15 protein-coding genes are annotated in these 19,374 nt (G+C 64.3%); all 15 read right to left on the bottom strand.

The annotated features are described in order from the left end of the window. Positions 1–109: 109 nt before the first annotated feature. The gene (gene recN, locus NKJ94_RS08605) at positions 110–1,783 is read right to left on the bottom strand and encodes a DNA repair protein RecN (protein WP_352524288.1); all 1,674 of its coding nucleotides are present in this window, start codon (positions 1,781–1,783) and stop codon (positions 110–112) included. 13 nt (positions 1,784–1,796) lie between these two features. Then, positions 1,797–2,666 carry an outer membrane protein assembly factor BamD gene (locus NKJ94_RS08600; protein ID WP_352524287.1) on the bottom strand — a complete coding sequence of 290 codons (870 nt, stop codon included), beginning with the start codon at positions 2,664–2,666 and terminating at the stop codon, positions 1,797–1,799. 204 nt (positions 2,667–2,870) lie between these two features. Continuing rightward, entirely contained in the window at positions 2,871–3,818 is a 948-nt protein-coding gene (gene lpxC, locus NKJ94_RS08595) for a UDP-3-O-acyl-N-acetylglucosamine deacetylase (protein ID WP_352524286.1), read from the bottom strand. A 280-nt stretch (positions 3,819–4,098) separates the two neighbouring features. Continuing rightward, the gene (ftsZ, locus tag NKJ94_RS08590; protein WP_352524284.1) at positions 4,099–5,769 is read right to left on the bottom strand and encodes a cell division protein FtsZ; all 1,671 of its coding nucleotides are present in this window, start codon (positions 5,767–5,769) and stop codon (positions 4,099–4,101) included. 67 nt (positions 5,770–5,836) lie between these two features. Next, on the bottom strand, positions 5,837–7,144 hold the full coding sequence (gene ftsA / locus NKJ94_RS08585) for a cell division protein FtsA (RefSeq protein ID WP_352524283.1): 1,308 nt from the start codon (positions 7,142–7,144) through the stop codon (positions 5,837–5,839). Next, a complete protein-coding gene (locus NKJ94_RS08580) occupies positions 7,141–8,082 on the bottom strand; it encodes a cell division protein FtsQ/DivIB (protein WP_352524281.1) in 942 nt (313 codons plus the stop codon). Before NKJ94_RS08580 ends, ftsA begins: the two co-directional genes overlap by 4 nt. Next, positions 8,070–8,996: a D-alanine--D-alanine ligase gene (locus NKJ94_RS08575; protein ID WP_352524280.1), complete on the bottom strand. Its 927-nt coding sequence runs from the start codon at positions 8,994–8,996 to the stop codon at positions 8,070–8,072. Before NKJ94_RS08575 ends, NKJ94_RS08580 begins: the two co-directional genes overlap by 13 nt. A gap of 315 nt (positions 8,997–9,311) precedes the next feature. Then, on the bottom strand, positions 9,312–10,277 hold the full coding sequence (gene murB / locus NKJ94_RS08570) for a UDP-N-acetylmuramate dehydrogenase (RefSeq protein ID WP_352524279.1): 966 nt from the start codon (positions 10,275–10,277) through the stop codon (positions 9,312–9,314). Beyond that, entirely contained in the window at positions 10,274–11,680 is a 1,407-nt protein-coding gene (murC, locus tag NKJ94_RS08565; protein WP_352524277.1) for a UDP-N-acetylmuramate--L-alanine ligase, read from the bottom strand. The genes murB and murC overlap by 4 nt, the downstream gene beginning before the upstream one ends. Next, entirely contained in the window at positions 11,677–12,804 is a 1,128-nt protein-coding gene (gene murG, locus NKJ94_RS08560; RefSeq protein ID WP_352524276.1) for an undecaprenyldiphospho-muramoylpentapeptide beta-N-acetylglucosaminyltransferase, read from the bottom strand. The genes murC and murG overlap by 4 nt, the downstream gene beginning before the upstream one ends. A 1-nt stretch (position 12,805) precedes the next feature. Then, a complete protein-coding gene (gene ftsW, locus NKJ94_RS08555; RefSeq protein WP_023676765.1) occupies positions 12,806–13,957 on the bottom strand; it encodes a putative lipid II flippase FtsW in 1,152 nt (383 codons plus the stop codon). Beyond that, positions 13,957–15,357 carry a UDP-N-acetylmuramoyl-L-alanine--D-glutamate ligase gene (gene murD / locus NKJ94_RS08550; RefSeq protein WP_352524274.1) on the bottom strand — a complete coding sequence of 467 codons (1,401 nt, stop codon included), beginning with the start codon at positions 15,355–15,357 and terminating at the stop codon, positions 13,957–13,959. Before murD ends, ftsW begins: the two co-directional genes overlap by 1 nt. 8 nt (positions 15,358–15,365) lie before the next feature. After that, complete coding sequence (gene mraY / locus NKJ94_RS08545; protein WP_352524273.1) at positions 15,366–16,448, bottom strand: phospho-N-acetylmuramoyl-pentapeptide-transferase; 1,083 nt, start codon at positions 16,446–16,448, stop codon at positions 15,366–15,368. Between the two features lie 24 nt (positions 16,449–16,472). Next, a complete protein-coding gene (locus tag NKJ94_RS08540) occupies positions 16,473–17,906 on the bottom strand; it encodes a UDP-N-acetylmuramoylalanyl-D-glutamyl-2,6-diaminopimelate--D-alanyl-D-alanine ligase (RefSeq protein ID WP_352524271.1) in 1,434 nt (477 codons plus the stop codon). Beyond that, a complete protein-coding gene (locus tag NKJ94_RS08535) occupies positions 17,903–19,357 on the bottom strand; it encodes a UDP-N-acetylmuramoyl-L-alanyl-D-glutamate--2,6-diaminopimelate ligase (protein ID WP_352524269.1) in 1,455 nt (484 codons plus the stop codon). Before NKJ94_RS08535 ends, NKJ94_RS08540 begins: the two co-directional genes overlap by 4 nt. Positions 19,358–19,374: the final 17 nt, after the last annotated feature.

The raw sequence follows: 19,374 nt of genomic DNA, 5'->3' as shown, positions 1-19,374 counted from the left end.
ATAGAACAGTATTCTCTCATGAGGGAGAGACCAGACACGGAAAATCATTCCTGAACAGCAGGATGGAGCCATACCCTGACTCGGGTCACGAGCGCCGGAGACGACTCGTCTAGGCTGCCGCGGTGTTCTCCCGCAGCAGCCGCTCGGCCGCCGCGCGTGCTTCATCGGTGATGGTGGCGCCGGCGAGCATGCGTGCGATCTCCTCCTGCCGTGCCGCCCGGTCCATCTCGGCGATGCCGGTCGAGACCCGGTCGGCACCGCCTGATTTGGAGATCAGGAAATGCGTCGCCGCGCGCGCCGCCACTTGCGGCGCATGCGTGACCGAAAGCACCTGCACGCGTTTTGCCAGCCGCGCCAGCCGCTGGCCGATGGCATCGGCAACCGCGCCGCCGACGCCGGTGTCGATTTCGTCGAAGACCAAAGTCGGCGCCGACCCGCGATCAGCCAGCGCGACCTTGAGCGCCAGCAGGAAGCGCGAAAGCTCGCCGCCGGAAGCGACTTTCATCATCGGGCCGGGCCTGGTGCCGGGATTGGTGCGCACCCAGAACTCGACCTGGTCGATGCCTTCTTCCATGCGGCTCTCGGCATCGCTTGCGATCTCGACGATGAACTCGGCCCGTTCGAGCTTCAGCGCCGGCAGTTCGGCCATCACCGCCTTGGTCAGCCCGACGGCCGCCGCATGGCGAAGCGACGACAGCTGGGCCGCCGTAATGTCATAGGCCTGGCGCGCCGCTGCGGCCTGTTTCTCCAGCGCGTGCCGGCGCTCCTCGCCGGCGTCGAGATCGGCAAGGTCGGCAGCCATGGTGTCACGCAATTGAGCCAGATCGTCGACGGCGACGCTGTGCTTGCGCGAGGCGGCACGCAGCGAAAACAGCCGCTCCTCGGCTTTCTCCAGCCGCTGCGGATCATATTCGGTGGCGCGTAGCGCGGCTTCGACGCCCGACTGCGCCGCGTCGAGCGACAGCATCGCCTCGTCAAGCGATTTGACGACCTCTTCAAGCAGGCCGGGCGCTTCCGTCACCTTGCGCTGCAGCCGCCTGAGCAGGCTGGCCAGTTGCGGCAGCGGCGATGACGGGCCCGAAAGCACATCCTGCGCATCGTGGATTTCCGATGCGATCTTTTCGGCCCGCATCATCGAGGCGCGCAATTCGGCAAGCTCGGTCTCCTCGCCCGGTTGCGGATCGAGCCTGGTCAATTCGGCGACCGCTGCACGCAGATAATCGGCCTCGCGCGCCGCCGCCTCGACTTTGGCCCGGTGCCGTGAAAATTCCTGCTCGCAGGCGCGCCAATGCCGCCACGCCTCGCCGGTTGCCCGAGCAGCGCCGAGGTGGCCGCCGAAACTGTCGAGCAACTCGCGATGCGCGCCGGGATCGACCAAAGCGCGCTCGTCGTGCTGGCCATGGATCTCGACTAGTGCATGGCCGACGTCGCGCATCAGCGTCACGCTGGACGGCTGGTCGTTGACGAAAACGCGCGTGCGGCCGTCCGCCGTCTGGACGCGGCGCAGGATGACGTCGCCGTCGTCCTCGATGGCGTTTTCGGCAAGCAGCATGCGGGCCGGGTGGTTGCGCGGCACGTCGAACACAGCGATGACCTGGCCTTGTGCCGCGCCATGCCGCACCAGCGAGGGGTCGCCGCGGGCGCCAAGCGCCAGCGACAAAGCGTCGAGCAGGATGGACTTTCCGGCGCCGGTTTCGCCGGTCAGCACCGAAAGGCCGGACGAGAAGTCGATATCCAGCTTCTCGATCAGAACGATATCACGGATCGACAGCCTGGAGAGCATGGTGACGCGCCGCTCAGGCGCCGGTGATCAGCTTCCCGGCCTTGGAGATCCACGATCCGGCATTCTCGCGCGGCTCGAGCCCACCACTTTGCAGGAGCTTGTAGGAATCCTTGTACCACTGGCTGTCTGGATAGTTGGTGCCGAGCACGGCCGCAGCGGTCTGCGCTTCCGACGTCAGCCCCATCGCATAGTAGCTCTCGGTAAGACGCGCCAGCGCCTCCTCGACATGGCGTGTGTTGGAATAGTTCTCCACCACGTTGCGGAACCTTTTGACGGCGGCGATGTATTCGCGGCGCTCGAGATAGTAGCGGCCGATCTGCATCTCCTTGCCGGCGAGCTGATCGTTGGCGAAGCGGATCTTTTCCTTGGCGTCGTCGGCATATTCGGAAGTGGGCCAGCGCGTCACCAGGTCCTGCATCGTCTGCACGGTAAGACGCGCTTCCTTCTGGTCCTGGGTGACGTCCTTGATCTGGCGGTAGTAGCTCAGCCCGATAATATATTGGGCATAGGCTGCATCGTCGGTCGATGGGTAAAGGGTCAGGTAGCGCTTGGCCGAACCGATCGCCTCGTCGTAATTGCCCTGACGATAGTCGGCAAAGGCACCCATCACCATCGATTTGCGGGCGAATTCCGAATACGGATGCTGGCGGTCGACGGCATCGAATTTGCGGCTTGCCTCCTGCAGGCGCCCGGCATTCAGATTGGCGAGCCCCTGGTTGTATAGAACGTCCGCCGGCTCGGTCTGATCGACATAGGTCGAAAGATCGACGTCTTTCTCCGAAGACATGCAAGCCGACAGAAACAGCGATGGAACGACCACCGAAAGTGCCAGGAAAACAGCCCGCCGCGGCGCCTTCGATTGATCAACTCGCTTGAAAAACATGATTGGATTCCGCCCTTTCGGCGTCAGTTCAGTCGACGGCAGCAGCCATAAACCATAACCGCCTTGCCCGGCAACGCTATCCCCGGCCAATCGCACATTTTTGTGGCGGTTTGGCGCCACCCCGAAAGCTGTGCGATTTGGCCAACCAGTGATGCATCCATGCAACACAGCTGATCGCAAGAAGAGCCGCAAAAACGTTAAGAATCAGATCATCCAGGGCGCATAGAGGGCCGCGTTGACGGCGCTCATCTCCGCCGTACGGCCGCGCTCACGGCGCGTCGTCTCGACGATCTCGAAGGCCGAGCGGTCGGACAAGAGGCGGCGCAACGCCGCGGCGTTCAGCCTGTGGCCGCCACGATAGGAGCGGAAACAGCCGATGAACCGGGCGCCGGCGAGCGCCAGGTCGCCCATCGCGTCCATCGTCTTATGGCGCGCGAACTCGTTGGGATAGCGTAGGCCTCCCATGTTGATCACGCGGTTGTCGTCGCCGATCACCAGGGAATTCTCCAGCGAGGAGCCGAGCGCGTAGCCGGCCGCCCATAACCGCTCGACGTCCTTCATGAACCCGAAGGTGCGGGCCCGCGCGACGTCGCGGCGGAAAATGTCGGCATTCATGTCGGATGCAAAAAGCTGGCGGCCGATCGCCGGGCTCTCGAAATCGATCTCGATCTCGAAGCGCGTGCCGTCATAAGGCCTGAACTCCGCCCAGCAGGCGCCGTTCTCGATGCGAACCGGCTTGACCACCCTTATGTAGCGACGCTTGACCGGCAGCGTTTCGATGCCCGCTTGGTCCACGGCCTCGACGAACATCACCGCGCTGCCGTCGAGGATAGGCACCTCACGGCCGTCGATTTCGATGACCAGATTGTCGATTCCAAGCCCGAAAAGCGTCGCCATCAGATGCTCGACCGTGGCAATGTGCTCGCCTTGCGGATCGCCAAGCATGGTGCAGAGGTCGGTAGCGCCGACCTCGGAAACCAGCGCGCGAAATTCGTGGCTTCCGCTTGCATTCGAAAGCTGGAAGACGACACCCGTATCGGCATCTGCCGGCAGGAAATGGACGGTGACCGGGTTGCCGCTGTGGACGCCAATGCCGGTCAGCGTCGCACGCGATTTAAGTGTCGTCTGATAGTCGTGCAAAACAATCCCCATAGCCCATAACTGCCTAGGTCCGCTTCATCTGCCCTGAGGGCGCGGCTCTTGATTAATCGGCAGGCAGGGCCACTTCCCCGAGACTCCCAGCAAACCGACTTTGGTCGGTGGCGAAGATAATAGTCCCGCAGGGAGACTCCAAATCACGGTTTCTTACTCTCTGTAACCGCTATCCAGCGCGGGAGCGCCTCGTAAGTCCTTGTTTTAAAAGCACTTTTAATGTTAACAGGCGAACAGTCTCCTGCTCGCCTGTTAACAACTGTTACGAACCGTTAACAGATCAATTGGCCTGTCGGCGCAGAAAGGCGGGAATCTCCAACTGATCGTCTTCCTGGACAGCCCGGCTCTGCGGCGTCAGGCGGCCCTGCTCGTCCAGCTGGCCGCGGCGCGGCGCGTAAAGTTGCGGATCCTGGCTGGCCAGGCGGCGCACTTCGGCCGGCGCCTGGCGCAGTTTCGGTTCGCGCGGCTGCGCCGGCTGCAGCCGTGCAGGCTCCTCCTCGCGGCGGGTCAGGCCGTTGGTCAGGCGCTTGAGCAGCCCCATCGGACCGCTGTTTTCGTGGTCGGCCGGACGGGCCTTGGCTTCCACTTCGGCCTTCACCTGCGGCGGGAAGTCCTCGACCCGCGGCATGCGCTGGGGTGCTGCGGCAATCGGCTGCGGCATTTCACGCTGCGGAGCGGGCTGCATCGCTTGCTGAACCATGGGCTGCGCTATCGGCTGCTGCTGAGCCGGAGGCGCCTGGAAGATCTTGCTCTGCGGACGGAAGTCTTCCGCATGGGCGACCGGTACCGGGCGGGCCTGCGCCATCGCTGCCGCATTCGCCTCGGCGAGCTGAATGGCCTCGGCGACCGGATCGGCAGCACGTGATTCATAGATCGGTTGCTGGACAGGCGCCGGGCGCATTTCCGTGACCTGAGCCGCCGGGCGGCTGACCGGCTTCGGCGGAGCCGTGCGGATGGAGATCGGCGCGGCAGCGATTTCGGCCGCCGATTTGTCGATGCCGGTGGCGACAACCGACACGCGGATAACGCCTTCGAGTTCCTCGTCGAAGGTGGCGCCCAGAATGATGTTGGCGTCCTGGTCGACCTCTTCGCGAATGCGCGTTGCGGCCTCGTCGACTTCGAACAGGGTCAGGTCGCGGCCGCCGGTGATCGAGATCAGCAGGCCCTTGGCGCCCTTCATCGAGGTCTCGTCGAGCAGCGGATTGGCGATGGCGGCTTCCGCCGCGGCCATTGCGCGGCCCTCGCCCGAAGCCTCGCCGGTTCCCATCATCGCCTTGCCCATTTCGCGCATGACCGAGCGGACGTCGGCGAAGTCGAGATTGATCAGGCCTTCCTTGACCATCAGGTCGGTGATGCAGGCAACGCCCGAATAGAGCACCTGGTCGGCCATGGCGAAGGCATCGGCGAAGGTGGTCTTGTCATTGGCCAGCCGGAACAGGTTCTGGTTGGGAATGACGATCAGGGTATCGACGCATTTCTGCAGTTCCTCGATACCCAAGTCGGCCGTCTTCATACGGCGCTGGCCTTCGAAATGGAACGGCTTGGTGACGACGCCGACGGTGAGGATGCCTTTTTCGCGAGCAGCGCGTGCAACGACGGGAGCCGCCCCGGTGCCGGTGCCGCCGCCCATGCCGGCAGTGACGAAGCACATATGCGTGTTGGAGAGATGATCGATGATCTCGTCGATGCACTCTTCCGCAGCCGCGCGCCCGACTTCAGGCTGCGATCCGGCGCCGAGACCCTCGGTGACATGCGCACCGAGCTGGATCAGCCGCTCGGCCTTCGACATTGTCAGTGCCTGCGCGTCGGTGTTGGCCACCACGAACTCGACGCCGCGCAAGCCGGCGGTGATCATGTTGTTGACGGCATTGCCGCCGCCGCCGCCGACACCGAACACGGTGATGCGCGGCTTGAGCTCGGTGATGTCCGGCTTTTGCAGATTGATGGTCATTGTCTTCGTCCTTTGCCTTTCCCGCCGCTTCGCCGCCGCGGCCGCCTATGGGGCTGTCCCCGTCAAATTAAAAACTGTCTCTCAACCACTGACTCATTCGATGCAGTTTTCCGCCTGTTCCGGTCATCCGGAGACCGGAAATTCCCTTCGCCGGACGGCTCTCGAAGCTCGCCATCTGCGGGTAGATCAGAAGTCCGACCGGCGTCGAAAAGGCCGGCCCCTTGGCCGCCTCCGGCAGGCCTGCCACGCCGAGCGGGCGGCCGATACGCACATTGCGGCCAAGAATGCGGCGCGCCGCTTCAGGCAGGCCTGCAAGCTGGCTGGCGCCGCCGGTCAGCACCACACGCTTGCCGACGGCATTGCCGTAGCCGGATTTGTTCAGCCGGTCGCGCAGCAGTTCCAGCGTCTCGTCGATGCGGGCGCGGATGATGCGTGTCATCACCGAACGTGGGATCTGCAACGGCACCTCGCCGTCCTCGCCGATCGGATGGATCGAGACCAGGTCGCGGTCGTCGGCACTGCCGGGCAGCGCCGAGCCATGCATCACCTTCAGCCTTTCGGCGGCATCGAGCGAGGTCGACAGGCCCTTGGCCATGTCCAGCGTGACGTGGTTGCCGCCGATCGCGATGGCGTCGCCATGGACGAACTTGCCCTCGGAAAACACCGAGATCGTCGTGGTGCCGCCGCCCATGTCGATACAGGCCGCGCCCATTTCGAGCTCGTCATCGACCAGCGCGGCAAGCCCGCTGGCATAGGGCGTCGCCACCATGCGCTCGACCGACAGATGCGAACGGTTGATGCAGAGCTCCAGATTGCGCAACGGCGCCGCGTCGCCCGTCAGCACATGCATGTCGACGCCAAGCTGGTCGCCGACCATGCCGCGCGGATCGCGCACGCCGCGCTCGGCATCCAGCGAAAACGCGACGGGAAGCGAATGGATGACCTCGCGCTCGGCCCGCAGCGCCTGCTTGGCGCCGGCGGCAAGCACACGCTTGATATCGGCCTCGTCGGCCTCATGGCCGCCGAGATTGATGGTGGCCGAGAAGGCCTCGCTCTTCAGCCGGCCGGCAGTCATGTTGACGATCAGCGAATCGACCGTCAGTCCCGCCATGCGTTCGGCGGCGTCGACGGCAAGACGGATGGCGTGCTCGGCGCGGTCGAGATCGATGACGACGCCCGATTTCACGCCTTGCGATTTCTGGTGGCCGATGCCGATCACCTGAATGCGATGCGAGCGTCCGCGCAGCAGCTTGCCATCGTCGCGCGGCTTGAGCTTGGCCACCACGCAGCAGACCTTGCTGGAGCCGACATCCAGCACCGTCAGTATGCCGGACCGGCGCGCCGAGGCATCGCTGTTGCCGCCAAGCCAGTTCATATCTTCGTCTCCGGCTTGCGCTTCAGCATCTTGGGCTTTTCGTTGAGCGCGGCCTGGCGCTGTGTCGCCGCTTCCGGCGTCAACTGGACGACCAGACGATCGGAAAGGCGCATGTCGACGGCGGCGATGTCGCGCGTCAAAAGCCCGTTCTCGTGGTCCATCCTGACCAGGTCGGCAATTGCCTGGTCCTCGCCGTCTTCGGGAAGCTTGACCGTGATGCCATTCTCAAGCTTGAGGTCCCAGCGCCGTTCGCCGATGCGGATATAGCCTTTGATCCGCGCGGCAAGCTCCGGATATTTCTTGATCTTGGCAAGGAAATCCGGCGCCTTGGCCGGTGCGCCGGTGCCGATGATCAGCGGCAGCAATATCTGCTTGCCGCCGGAGAACGGCGCAATGACGGTGCCGGATTTCTCGATGACCGAAAGCGCGCTGCCTTGCTGCCACAGCGCGAACGGCTCGCGCTCCTCGACGCGCACTTCCAGCGTATGCGGGTAGACTTTGCGCACTGCCGCGGCATCGACCCAGGGCAGCGTGGTGATGCGTTCGCGCGCAGCTTCGGCATCAAAGCCGATCAGCGAGGTCCAGCCGTCGAGCTCCAGCCTGTCAAGGATATCGATCTCGGAGGTTTCGCGGTTGCCGACGACCTTGACCTGGTCGACGGCAAAGCCGGTGCGGGCGGTAACGCTCTGGACGATGGCGTCGGCGTGTCCGCCGAGATAGGCGCCATAGGCGCTAGCCGATATGAGCAACGCCGCCGACAGGATGGCAGCGGAATAGGGCGGCGCTTCGAAGTCGCCCTCGCCGAGGCGCGCCAGCACGCGCACCGGCCGGCGAAGCAGGCGCGGCAGCACGAAATGGTCGAACGACAACGGCATGCCGAACAGCGTCGGCCCGGCCGCGCCCTTCCCCTTGCCCTGTCCCCACTTCAACGCAGACACGAAGCGTCCTCCACCATCCAACTCAACAAATCGCCGAACGAGTGTCCCGCTTGCGCGGCGATTTCCGGCACCAAAGACGTCGGCGTCATACCCGGCTGGGTGTTGACCTCGAGCCAGACAATTTCGCCGTTCTCGGAGTGACGATCGTCATAACGGAAGTCCGACCGGGAAACGCCCCGACAGCCGATAGCTTGGTGAGCCTTGAGTGCCAGTGTCTGTATTTTTTGGTAAATATTCGATGAAAGTTTTGCCGGGCATTCGTGTTTTGATCCGCCCGCGACGTATTTTGAATCATAGTCGTAGAAGGAATGGCCGGTCGGGATGATCTCGCAGACACCGAGCGCCACATCGCCCATCACCGCGCAGGTCAATTCCCGCCCGTGCACATAACGCTCGACCATGACCGTATGGCCATATCTCCACTCGGACGAGCCAATGATCTGCGGCGGATGCGACTGGCCTTCGTGCACGATGACGACGCCGAAGCTCGATCCTTCGTTGACCGGCTTGACCACATAGGGCGGCTTCATCGGGTGCTTGTTCTGGATGGCGAAGCGATTGGCCACCTTCGATTCCGCCACCGGAATACCGGCCGCCTTGGCGACCTTCTTGGCCTGCTCCTTGTTCATCGCGAGCGCCGAGGCAAGCACACCGGAATGGGTATAGGGAATGGCGAGGTATTCAAGGATGCCCTGGATGGTGCCATCCTCACCGAAGGGGCCGTGCAGCGCATTGAAGACGAGGGCAGGCTTGAGCTCGGTGAGCACCGAGCCGATGTCGCGCGAGACGTCGACGCGGGTGACCTGGTAGCCCTCCCCCTCGAGCGTATCGGCGCAGGCTTTGCCCGACGACAGGGACACGGGCCGCTCGGACGAGAATCCACCCAGAAGGACGGCCACGTGCTTGCTTGTCATTCCCCGTCATTCCCTCTCACAGCAGGCCTGCACCATCGTGCATGACCCGAAAAGCATCGCGCGCACTCAAATACGCCGAGCAGCTTTGCTCCCGTGTTTCCGCAACATTGAGTCCGAGTCTCCCGGCAGGTTGCCCCCCAGACGGAAACGCGAGTAACGCGTCGAAACGACTCAAATCAGGAAACGCTTCAGGGCAGAGAATCAGAGAGTTGATTCGCTGGCAAGTGCTTACGATTCCGATGGATTCACTTTCCGCAAAAACGGCAGCAAAATGTGAATTCATGAGGTCCGAAAGGCAACGGTCTTCGAGTTGCGCTAAAGCAGCTGCCCGAGAAATTCCTGAACGGCATGGCCCGGCCGAAAATTGCCGATGCGCTTGATCTCCCACTGCAGCCGGATGCCCGATCTTTCGAGCACGCGCGCACGCACCGTCTCACCGAGATATTCAAGCTCGTAGCCTGTGGCGGTTCCGGTGTTGATCATGAAGTTGCAATGCATCGGCGACATCTGCGCCCCGCCGACCATCAGGCCGCGGCAGCCGGCCTTGTCGATTTCCTTCCAGGCCGAGGTGCCCTCGGGATTCTTGAAGGTCGAGCCGCCGGTCTTTTCGCGGATCGGCTGTACGGTCTCGCGATGGTTCTGGACAGCATCCATCGCAGCCTTGATCGCCGCCTTGTCCTCGGGAACGCCTTCGAACAGCGCCGATGTGAAAATCAGCCCGGACGGCGCCGCTGAATGGCGATAGGCATAGCCCATGTCGGCATTGCTCAGCGTATGCACATTGCCCTTGCGGTCGAGCGCCCGCACCTCGACGACACGCTCGCACGTCTCGACGCCATTGGCGCCGGCGTTCATCCTCAGCGCTCCGCCTATGGCGCCGGGAATGCCGTGGTAGAAATGAAAGCCGCCGATGCCGGCCTCGTAGGCAACGGCCGCAACGCGCTTGTCGGGCGTCGCGGCGCCCGCCTTGATCGTGGTCGGCGCAATCACTTCGGTCTCGCCAAAGCCTTTGGCCGAAAGCCGGATGACGAAGCCCGGAATGCCGCCGTCACGGACAAGCAGGTTCGAGCCGACGCCGACGATGGTCAGCGGTATTTCCTCGGGCACCGCCTTCAGGAACGCGGCAAGATCGTCCTCGTCGGCCGGCTGGAACAATGCGTCCGCGAGCCCGCCGGCTCGGAACCAGGTGATCTTGTCCATCTCGGCATTGGGCGTGATGCGGCCGCGCAGTCCGGCAAGCCGGTCGCCAAGCTTCTCGATCAACGCCTGGCCGCGCATCATGAGATGGTCCCGCCGAGTTCCTTGGGCAGCGCATAGGCCCATTGGGTGATGTTGCCGGCGCCGAGGAAGACGACGAAATCGCCCGGCTTCGCCACCTCGCGCACGATCGGCGCAATCGCCGCCGGACCTTCGATGTAGCGTGCGTCGCGATGGCCGCCGGCGCGGATGCGCGACACCAGTGCGTCGGACGTTACCCCCTCGATCGGTTCCTCGCCGGCCGCATAGACGGGCGCCACCATTACCGTATCGGCGTCGTTGAAGCAGACGGAAAACTCGTCGAACAGATCGCGCAGCCGGGTGAAGCGGTGCGGTTGGGTAACGGCGATGATGCGGCCCTTGGTAGCGCTGCGCGCGGCCTTCAGTACCGCCGTGATCTCGACCGGATGATGGCCGTAATCGTCGAACACATCGACGCCGTTCCACGAACCGGTATGGGTGAAGCGCCGCTTGACGCCGGCGAAGGACGACAGGCCCTTCTTGATCGCCTCGGCCGAAAGGCCGAGCTCATGCGCGACGGCAATCGCCGCCGTCGCGTTGGAAACGTTGTGGCGTCCGGGCATCGGCAGCCGCAGGCCGGCAATCGTTATCTGACCGTGCGTCTTGCGGTCGCGGATCACCACGTCGAATTCCGAGGTCGGGCCGTCCATGCGGTGATTGGTGAAGCGCACGTCGGCCTGCGCATTTTCGCCATAGGTGATGACGCGCCGGTCCTCGATGCGGCCGACCAGCGCCTGCACCTCGGGATGGTCGGTGCACATCACGCCGAAGCCGTAGAACGGCACGTTCTCGACGAACTGGCGAAACGCCTCGCGCACTTTGTCGAAGGACCCGTAATGATCGAGATGCTCGGGGTCGATATTGGTGACGACGGCAATCTCGGCCGGCAGCCTGAGGAAGGTGCCGTCGCTCTCGTCGGCCTCGACCACCATCCATTCGCCGTCGCCCATGCGGGCATTGGTGCCATAGGCATTGATGATGCCGCCATTGATCACCGTCGGGTCGAGCCCGCCGGCTTCGAGTAGCGTCGCCACCATCGAAGTCGTCGTCGTCTTGCCATGCGTGCCGCCGATCGCCACCGCTTGCCGGAAACGCATCAGCTCGGCCAGCATCTCGGCCCGCCGCACGATCGGCAGCAACTTCTCACGCGCCGCCTTCAGTTCCGGATTGGATTTCTTGATTGCGGTGGAGACGACGACCACCTCGGCCTCGCGGAGGTTTTCGGCCTGGTGGCCGACGAAGCATTCGATGCCCTTGTCGCGCAGCCGCTGCACATTGGCGCTGTCGGCCTGGTCGGACCCTTGCACCTTGTAGCCGAGATTGTGCAGCACCTCGGCGATGCCGCTCATGCCGATGCCGCCAATGCCGATGAAATGCACGAGGCCGATCGTCTGTGGCATCTTCATGCGTGCGTCTCCTTCCTGAATCCCGAAACGGTTTTCCTGGACGCAATAGCCTCTGTCAGATCGGCGAGCAACCGCGCGGCATCCGGTTTTCCGGACGATTTCGCCGCCGCGGCCATTGTCGCCGCCCTGCCTGGATCATTCATCAGCCCGCCGACAAGCGCGGCGATCCGTTCCGCCGAAAGCGTGGATTGCGGATGCACCTCGGCACCGCCCGCTGCCGCAAGGGCCGCCGCATTCGCCGCCTGGTCGTGGTCGAGCGCGTGCGGATAAGGCACCAGCAACGCCGGCCGGCCGATCACCGCGATTTCCGATACGGTCGATGCGCCGGAGCGCGACATCACCAGATGCGCCGTCGCCAGCCGCGCCGCCATGTCGGTGAAGAAGGGCGACACCTCGGCCTCAATGCCAAGCGCGGCATAGGCGGCTTTCACCCGCGCCACATCGTCGGCGCGCGCCTGCTGCGTGATCGCCAGACGCCTGCGCTGTGTATCTGAGAGTTGAGCGATCGCCGCCGGCACCGCGTCGGAAAAGAACTGCGCGCCTTGGCTGCCGCCAAACACCAGAAACCGGAACGGCTCTTCGCCGCCCGATGCGGCGTAAGGCGTCTTGGCTGCTTCCAGTACTTGCGGCCTGACCGGATTGCCGGTGGTCACCGTCTTGGCGCCAGCGGCACTTGTGTCTTCCGGCAGGAACCCACCGGCAATGGCGTCGACGCGGTCGGCGAGCGCCCGGTTGGCGCGGCCCATCACCGCGTTCTGCTCGTGGATCAGCGTCGGCACCTTGCGCCGGGTGGCGGCATAGAGCGGCGGCAGTGTCGGATAGCCGCCGAAGCCGACCACGATGGCGGGCTTGATGCTGGCGATGACGGCCGATGCCTGCCGCACCCCGCGCCAGATTTTCCAAAACGCGGCGAGCACGGCAAAAGGATTTTTCGACCCCATCGTCGCCGACTGGATCGGATGGATGGCGGCTGCCGGGAACTGCCCGGCAAAGCGCTCGGCGCGGTCGTCCGTCGCCAGATGCACCGTCCAGCCGCGCCTGGTCAGTTCGTGCGCCAACGCCTCGGCCGGGAACAGATGTCCGCCCGTGCCGCCAGCCGCCAGAAGGATGACCCCCTTCGCCATCTCACTCCGCCGGCATCGCACGCGGCGACGGCATGAAGCCCAGCTGCTTGCGCTTTTCCGGGCGCTTGCGCGTCAGCGCCAGCACCATGCCCATCGAGATGGCGATCGCGATCTGCGAGGAGCCGCCGTAGGAGATGAACGGCAGCGTCATGCCCTTGGCGGGCATCAGCTGCAGATTGACGGCCATGTTGATGACTGACTGCAGGCCGAAGACCGTGACCAGGCCGCCAACCGCGTAGCGCGTGAAATCGTCCTGCTCCTTAAGCGCCGTGTTGAGGCCGCGCAGCACGATGAAGCCGAAGATGGACATGATGAAGAAACACATGATCAGCCCGAATTCCTCGCCGGCGACCGAGAAGACGAAGTCGGCATGGCTGTCGGGTATGACCCGCTTGACGGTGCCCTCGCCCGGCCCGACGCCGAACCAGCCGCCATTGATCAGCGCCTCGCGGCCCATGTCGACCTGGAACGTGTCGCCCTCGCCGGTCATAAAGCGGTCGATGCGGCCGGCAACGTGCGGGAACACCGCATAGGCGGCGAACACGCCGCCGACCCCGGCAGCACCCAGCGCGACGATCCACAGCCACGGCAACCCGGCCATGAAGAACATCACCCCCCAGGTGCCGAGCACCAGCATGGTCTGGCCGAGGTCAGGCTGCGCCACCAGCAGCGAGATGACCAGCGCAAGCAGCAACATAGCGAACAGATTGCCCGGAATGTCGGGCTGGCGCTTGTGCTCGGCGAACAGCCAGGCGCAGATGATGACGAAGGCCGGTTTCAGGAACTCGGACGGCTGGATCGACAGGCCGGCAAGCGACACCCAGCGCCGCGCGCCCTTCACCTCGACGCCGATATAGAGCACCGCCACCATCAAAAACAGCATGATGCACAGCATGACCAGCGCCATGCGCCTGATCTGCCTGGATTCAAGAAACGAGACGGCCAGCATCACCCCAAGCGCGGGAATGGTGAAGATGATCTGTCGTGTGGCGAAGTGGAAACTGTCGAGGCCGATGCGTTCGGCCACCGCCGGGCTTGCGGCGAAGGACAAAACGATGCCGAGCCCCATCAGCGACAGGAACGCCGCCAGGAACCAGCGATCGATCGTCCACCACCAGGTCGCAACCGGGCTTTTGTCGAGACGGCTTTGCATTATCGTGTCCCTCCGATGGGCTTCACGCCATCAATGGCGGTTGCGGCTTGCCTGAACGCCTCGCCGCGCACTTCGAAATTCTTGAACTGGTCGAAACTGGCGCAGGCCGGCGACAGCAGCACCACCGCCTCGCCGCTGTCATCCTTCGCTGCATCGCGGGCGGCGTGCTCGACCGCAGCGGCCAGCGTGCCTGAGATCTCGTAGGGCACCGCCTCGCCCAGCGTCGCGGAAAAGGCCGGTGCGGCTTCGCCGATCAGATAGGCCTTGGCGACGCGCGGGAAGAAGCCGCGCAAAGGCTCGATGCCGCCCTCTTTCGGCAGGCCGCCGGCGATCCAGTAGATACGCGCAAAGCTCGACAGCGCCGGTGCCGCCGCGTCGGCATTGGTCGCCTTGGAATCGTTGACGAACAGCACATGGCCCTTGCGTCCGACCTGCTCCATGCGGTGCGCCAATCCGGGAAAGCTCTCTAGTCCCGACTGGATCTCGCCGAGATCGAGCCCGACCTTGAGGCAGGCGGCGACGGCGGCCAGCGCATTCTGCGCATTGTGCTGGCCGCGCAGCGAACCGATGCCTTCGAGAAAGGCGATACGGCTGTAGCGGCCATGCACCGCCTCCATCAGATTGGTGCCGTCGGCGAAATAGCCGTCGGTCAGCGGCAGGCGCTTGGAAATGCGAATGACCTGCCGGCCCGCCCGCTCCAGCCGGTCGGCGATCTGGGCGCACCAGGAATCGTCGACGCCGATGATTGCCGTCTCGCTGCCGGCCACCAGCCGCTCCTTGATCGAGGCGTAGTGTTGCATCGTGCCGTGGCGGTCGAGATGGTCCGGCGTCAGATTGAGCAGGACGCCGGCCGTCGGATTGATCGAGGGGGCAAGATCGATCTGGTAGGACGAGCACTCAACCACATAGTGCCGCTCGGGCTGCGGCGGATCAAGCGTCATCACCGCGCGGCCGATATTGCCGCCCATCTGCGTGTCGCGCCCGGCCGATTTGAGGATGTGCGCCGTCAGTGCCGTGGTCGTCGACTTGCCGTTGGTGCCGGTGATCGCAATAAAAGGTGCTGCCGGCGCCCGCGCCGTCCGCTCGCGGCAGAAAAGCTCGACATCGCCGATGATCTCCACGCCTGAACCTCGCGCCAGCTCCACCGTCCAGTGCGGCTTCGGGTGCGTCAGCGGCACGCCGGGCGACAATACGAAGGCTGAGAACCTCGCCCAGTTGGCGCCGCGCAGGTCTGCGGTCGCAATACCGATCGCGCCGGCCTTGGCGACGCTGTCGGGATTGTCGTCCCAGGCAAGGACGTCAGCGCCGCCCTCGATCAGCGCGCGCGCCGTGGCAATCCCCGAGCCGCCGAGCCCGAAGAGCGAAACGCGCTTGCCTGAAAAGCATGCGGCGGGGATCAAGCGGCCTCCTATCTGAGCTTCAGGGTCGACAGGCCGACCAGCGCCAGGATGACGGCGATGATCCAGAAGCGGATCACCACCTGGCTTTCGGTCCAGCCGAGCTTTTCGAAATGATGGTGGATCGGCGCCATCAGGAAAACGCGCTTGCCGGTCATTTTGAAGTAGCCGACCTGGATGATGACCGAGAATATCTCGACGACGAACAGGCCGCCGACGATGACCAACACAATCTCGTGCTTGGTCGCCACCGCGACCGTGCCGATCAGCCCACCCAGCGCCAGCGAGCCGGTGTCGCCCATGAAGATTGCCGCCGGCGGCGCATTGAACCACAGGAAGCCGAGCCCGGCGCCGATCACCGCGCCGAGGACCACCGCAAGCTCACCGGTACCGGGTACGAAATGGATCTGCAGATATTCAGCGAATACCGCGTTGCCGGAAAGATAGGCAATGACGCCGAAGGACGCCGCCGCGATCATGATCGGCACGATCGCCAGTCCATCGAGGCCGTCGGTCAGGTTCACCGCATTGCCGGCGCCGACGATGACGAAGCACGAGAACGGGATGAAGAACCAGCCGAGATTGACGAGAAGCTCCTTGGCGAAAGGAAACGTCAGCGATGACGAGAACGGCGCCTGGCCGTTATGCATGATCACCCAGGCGGCGATGCCGGCAATGACGAATTCGAGCCCCAGCCGCGCTTTTCCGGAAAAGCCGAGATGCGATTGTTTCGTCACCTTTAGGTAGTCGTCATAAAAGCCGATCGAGCCGAACCCCAGCGTCACCAGCAGCACCACCCACACGTAGATGCTGGACAGGTTCGCCCACAGCAGCGACGAGCCGACGATGCCGGACAGGATCATCAGCCCGCCCATGGTCGGCGTTCCAGCCTTCTTGAAATGCGTCTGCGGCCCGTCGGCGCGGATCGGCTGGCCCTTGCCTTGCCGCAGCCTCAGCGAATTGATGATGGTCGGTCCGAAGATGAACACGATCAGTGCCGCTGTGATCAGCGCTCCGCCGGTGCGGAAAGTTATGTAGCGGAAGACGTTGAAGACCGAGATCTTGTCCGCAAAATCGACGAGCAGTGTTAACATGCGCTTGCGTCCCCCGGACCGATCCTAGGTCTGTCTGCTGGTTGTGGCTTCCGCCGGAAACTTGCCGAGCAATGCCTCGACCAGCTTTGAAAAGCCTATGCCTTTCGACGATTTGATCATGACCACGTCGCCGGGCTTCAATTCCGATAGAAGCACCGGCTTCAGATCTTCCGCGCCGGCGCGGTACTCCGTCTTGATCTCGCCGGGCAGCACGTCGGCCAGCGCCCGCATTTCCGGGCCGCCGAGAAAGACCGTGCGCGTGTCGGTGCCGACGATCAGGTCGGCAAGGGCGGCATGCAATTTCGCCGAATGGCTGCCGAGCTCGAGCATATCGCCAAGCACGGCAATTCGCCTGCCCTCGCCCGACACCGGTGTCGTGTTGAGCAGTGCCATTGCAGCGCTCATCGAGGCCGGATTGGCGTTGTAGCTCTCGTCGATCAGCGTGATCGGGCCCTTGGGATGGCGCAACACATAGCGCTTGCCGCGTCCGCGTTCGGGCGAAAGATCGGCCAGCGCCTGAGCAACCCTGGTGACGTCGGCGCCGACCAGATGCGCTGCACCCAGCACCGCCAGCACATTCTGCACCATGTGGCGGCCCGGCGCGCCGATCCTGGCGACGATCTCGTGCCCGCCAATCTTGGCGGTGATGACGGAGTGATCGGCATTGAGCTCGCATTTGATCAGTTTGAAGGTCGCCCGGGCATTCTCGCCGAACCCGTAAACATGCTCGACGCCGGCCTCTTTCGCCATCTTCTCCAGCAGCTTCCAACGCGGGTCGTCGCGGTTGAGAAGGGCGGCGCCACCGGGCTCCAGCCCTTCGAAAACCTCCGCCTTGGCCTTGGCGATCTCGTCCAGATTGCGGAAGAAGCCGAGATGAGCGGCCGCGATCAGCGTGACGATGGCGACATGCGGCCGGACCATCTTGACCAGCGGCCGGATCTCGTCCGGATGGTTCATGCCGATCTCGAAGACGGCATAGTCGCAATCCTGCGGCATGCGCGCCAGCGTCAGCGGCACGCCCCAATGGTTGTTGAACGACTGGGCCGATGCATGCACAGTGCCGACCGCGGACAGAGCGTGGCGCAGCGCTTCCTTGGTGGTGGTCTTGCCCGCCGAGCCGGTCACGGCAATGACCCTGGCCTTTGAGCGAGCGCGCGCCGCGACACCGAGCTTTTCCAGCGCGACAAGCACGTCCTCCACGACGATCATCGGTGCCGTCAGCCGCCCCAGCGACGGCAGCTTGCCCTCGGCGACGACAAGCACGCCGGCGCCCGCCTTAATGGCGGCGGTGACGAAATCGTGGCCGTCCATCGCCTCGCCCTTGATGGCGAAGAAGGCGTCTCCTGGCTGCAGGCTGCGGCTGTCGATGGAAATGCCGGCGATGCCTTCAGGCATCGGACCGAGCGGCCGGCCATCTATGGCCGCAACCAGCGCCTCGGAGGTCCACAGATAGTTCACGCCGCATGCTCCCTGAGCGCCGAGCGAACTTCCTCGTGATCGGAAAAATGCAGCGTCTCGGTGCCGATGGTCTGGCCTTCCTCATGGCCCTTGCCGGCCACGATCAGCGTGTCGCCGGCATGCAGCATGGCGACCGCCTCGTGAATGGCCTTGCGCCGGTCGCCGATCTCGATCGCGCCCGGCGCGGCCGTGAGGATTGCGGTGCGGATCGTCTCGGGGACTTCCGAGCGGGGATTGTCGTCGGTGACGATGACGACATCGGCCAGCCTTGTGGCGATCTCGCCCATGATCGGCCGCTTGCCCCGATCACGGTCGCCGCCGCAGCCGAACACGACGATGACGCGGCCAGTGGTAAAGGGGCGCACCGAAGCCAGCACGTTTTCCAGCGCGTCCGGCTTGTGCGCGTAGTCGACATAGACCGGTGCGCCATTGGCGGCCGTCCCAACGAGGTCGAGCCGTCCCGGCGCGCCCTTCAATTTCTCCAATGCCATCAACGCTTTGCCGACGGATGTTCCGGTCGAAATGGCGAGGCCTGCCGACACCAACGCATTGGCAATCTGGAAATCGCCGGCCAGCGGCAAGTCGATTTCGTGGAGGACGCCGTCCGCTTCCACCTCGGCGCGTTGGCGGTGGCGCTCGTGCTCGACCCGCTTCAGCCGCAGGAAATCGCCGCGGCGGCCGACTGTCAGCACGTTCAGTCCCGCTACCCGCGCCGCCTGGATCGTCGGCTCCGACCACGGGTCGTCGGCAAAGATCACGGCCGGCGCGCCCTTCGGCAGCAGCGCGTCGAACAGACGCAATTTGGCGCGATGATAGTCCTCGACCGTCGGATGGTAGTCCATGTGGTCGCGGCCGAGATTGGTGAAGCCGCCGGCCGCAAGCTTGACGCCGTCGAGCCGGCGCTGGTCGAGGCCATGGCTGGACGCTTCCATCGAGGCGTGGGTGACGCCGGCCTCCGCCAATTCCTCGAGCAGCCTGTGCAGCGCCACCGGATCGGGCGTGGTCAGCGAGCCGTATTCGTTGCGGCCCGGCGCCACCACGCCGGTCGTGCCGATCGAGGCGGCGGCGAAGCCCGCCTGCTCCCATATTTGCCGGGTGAATGCGGCGACAGAGGTCTTGCCGCTGGTGCCGGTCACCGCGACCATGGTTTGCGGTTGCTTGCCGAAATAACGGGCAGCACTCAGCGCCAGCGCAAGGCGCGGATCGTCGACCGAGAGAACCGGCACTGGCAGCCCGGCGACCACACTGCCCTTGCCGACCACGATCGCTGCAGCGCCGCGGCTCGCGGCATCGGCGGCATAGGCTGCGCCATCCGCCTTGGAGCCGGTGAGCGCGAAAAAGACGACACCCGGTGTTACCTGGCGGGAATCCGACGAAATCCCTGTAACCTCCATGTCGAAGGAAGCTGTCCCCTCGACAGGCAGGATACCGGCTAGATCTTTCAGCTTCATCGAACCCCGTTCATCGC

Origin of the sequence: Mesorhizobium sp. M0060 (assembly GCF_040323155.1) — a bacterium.
Classification (GTDB): Bacteria; Pseudomonadota; Alphaproteobacteria; order Rhizobiales; family Rhizobiaceae; genus Mesorhizobium.
This window is presented reverse-complemented; position numbering and strand designations above follow the sequence as displayed.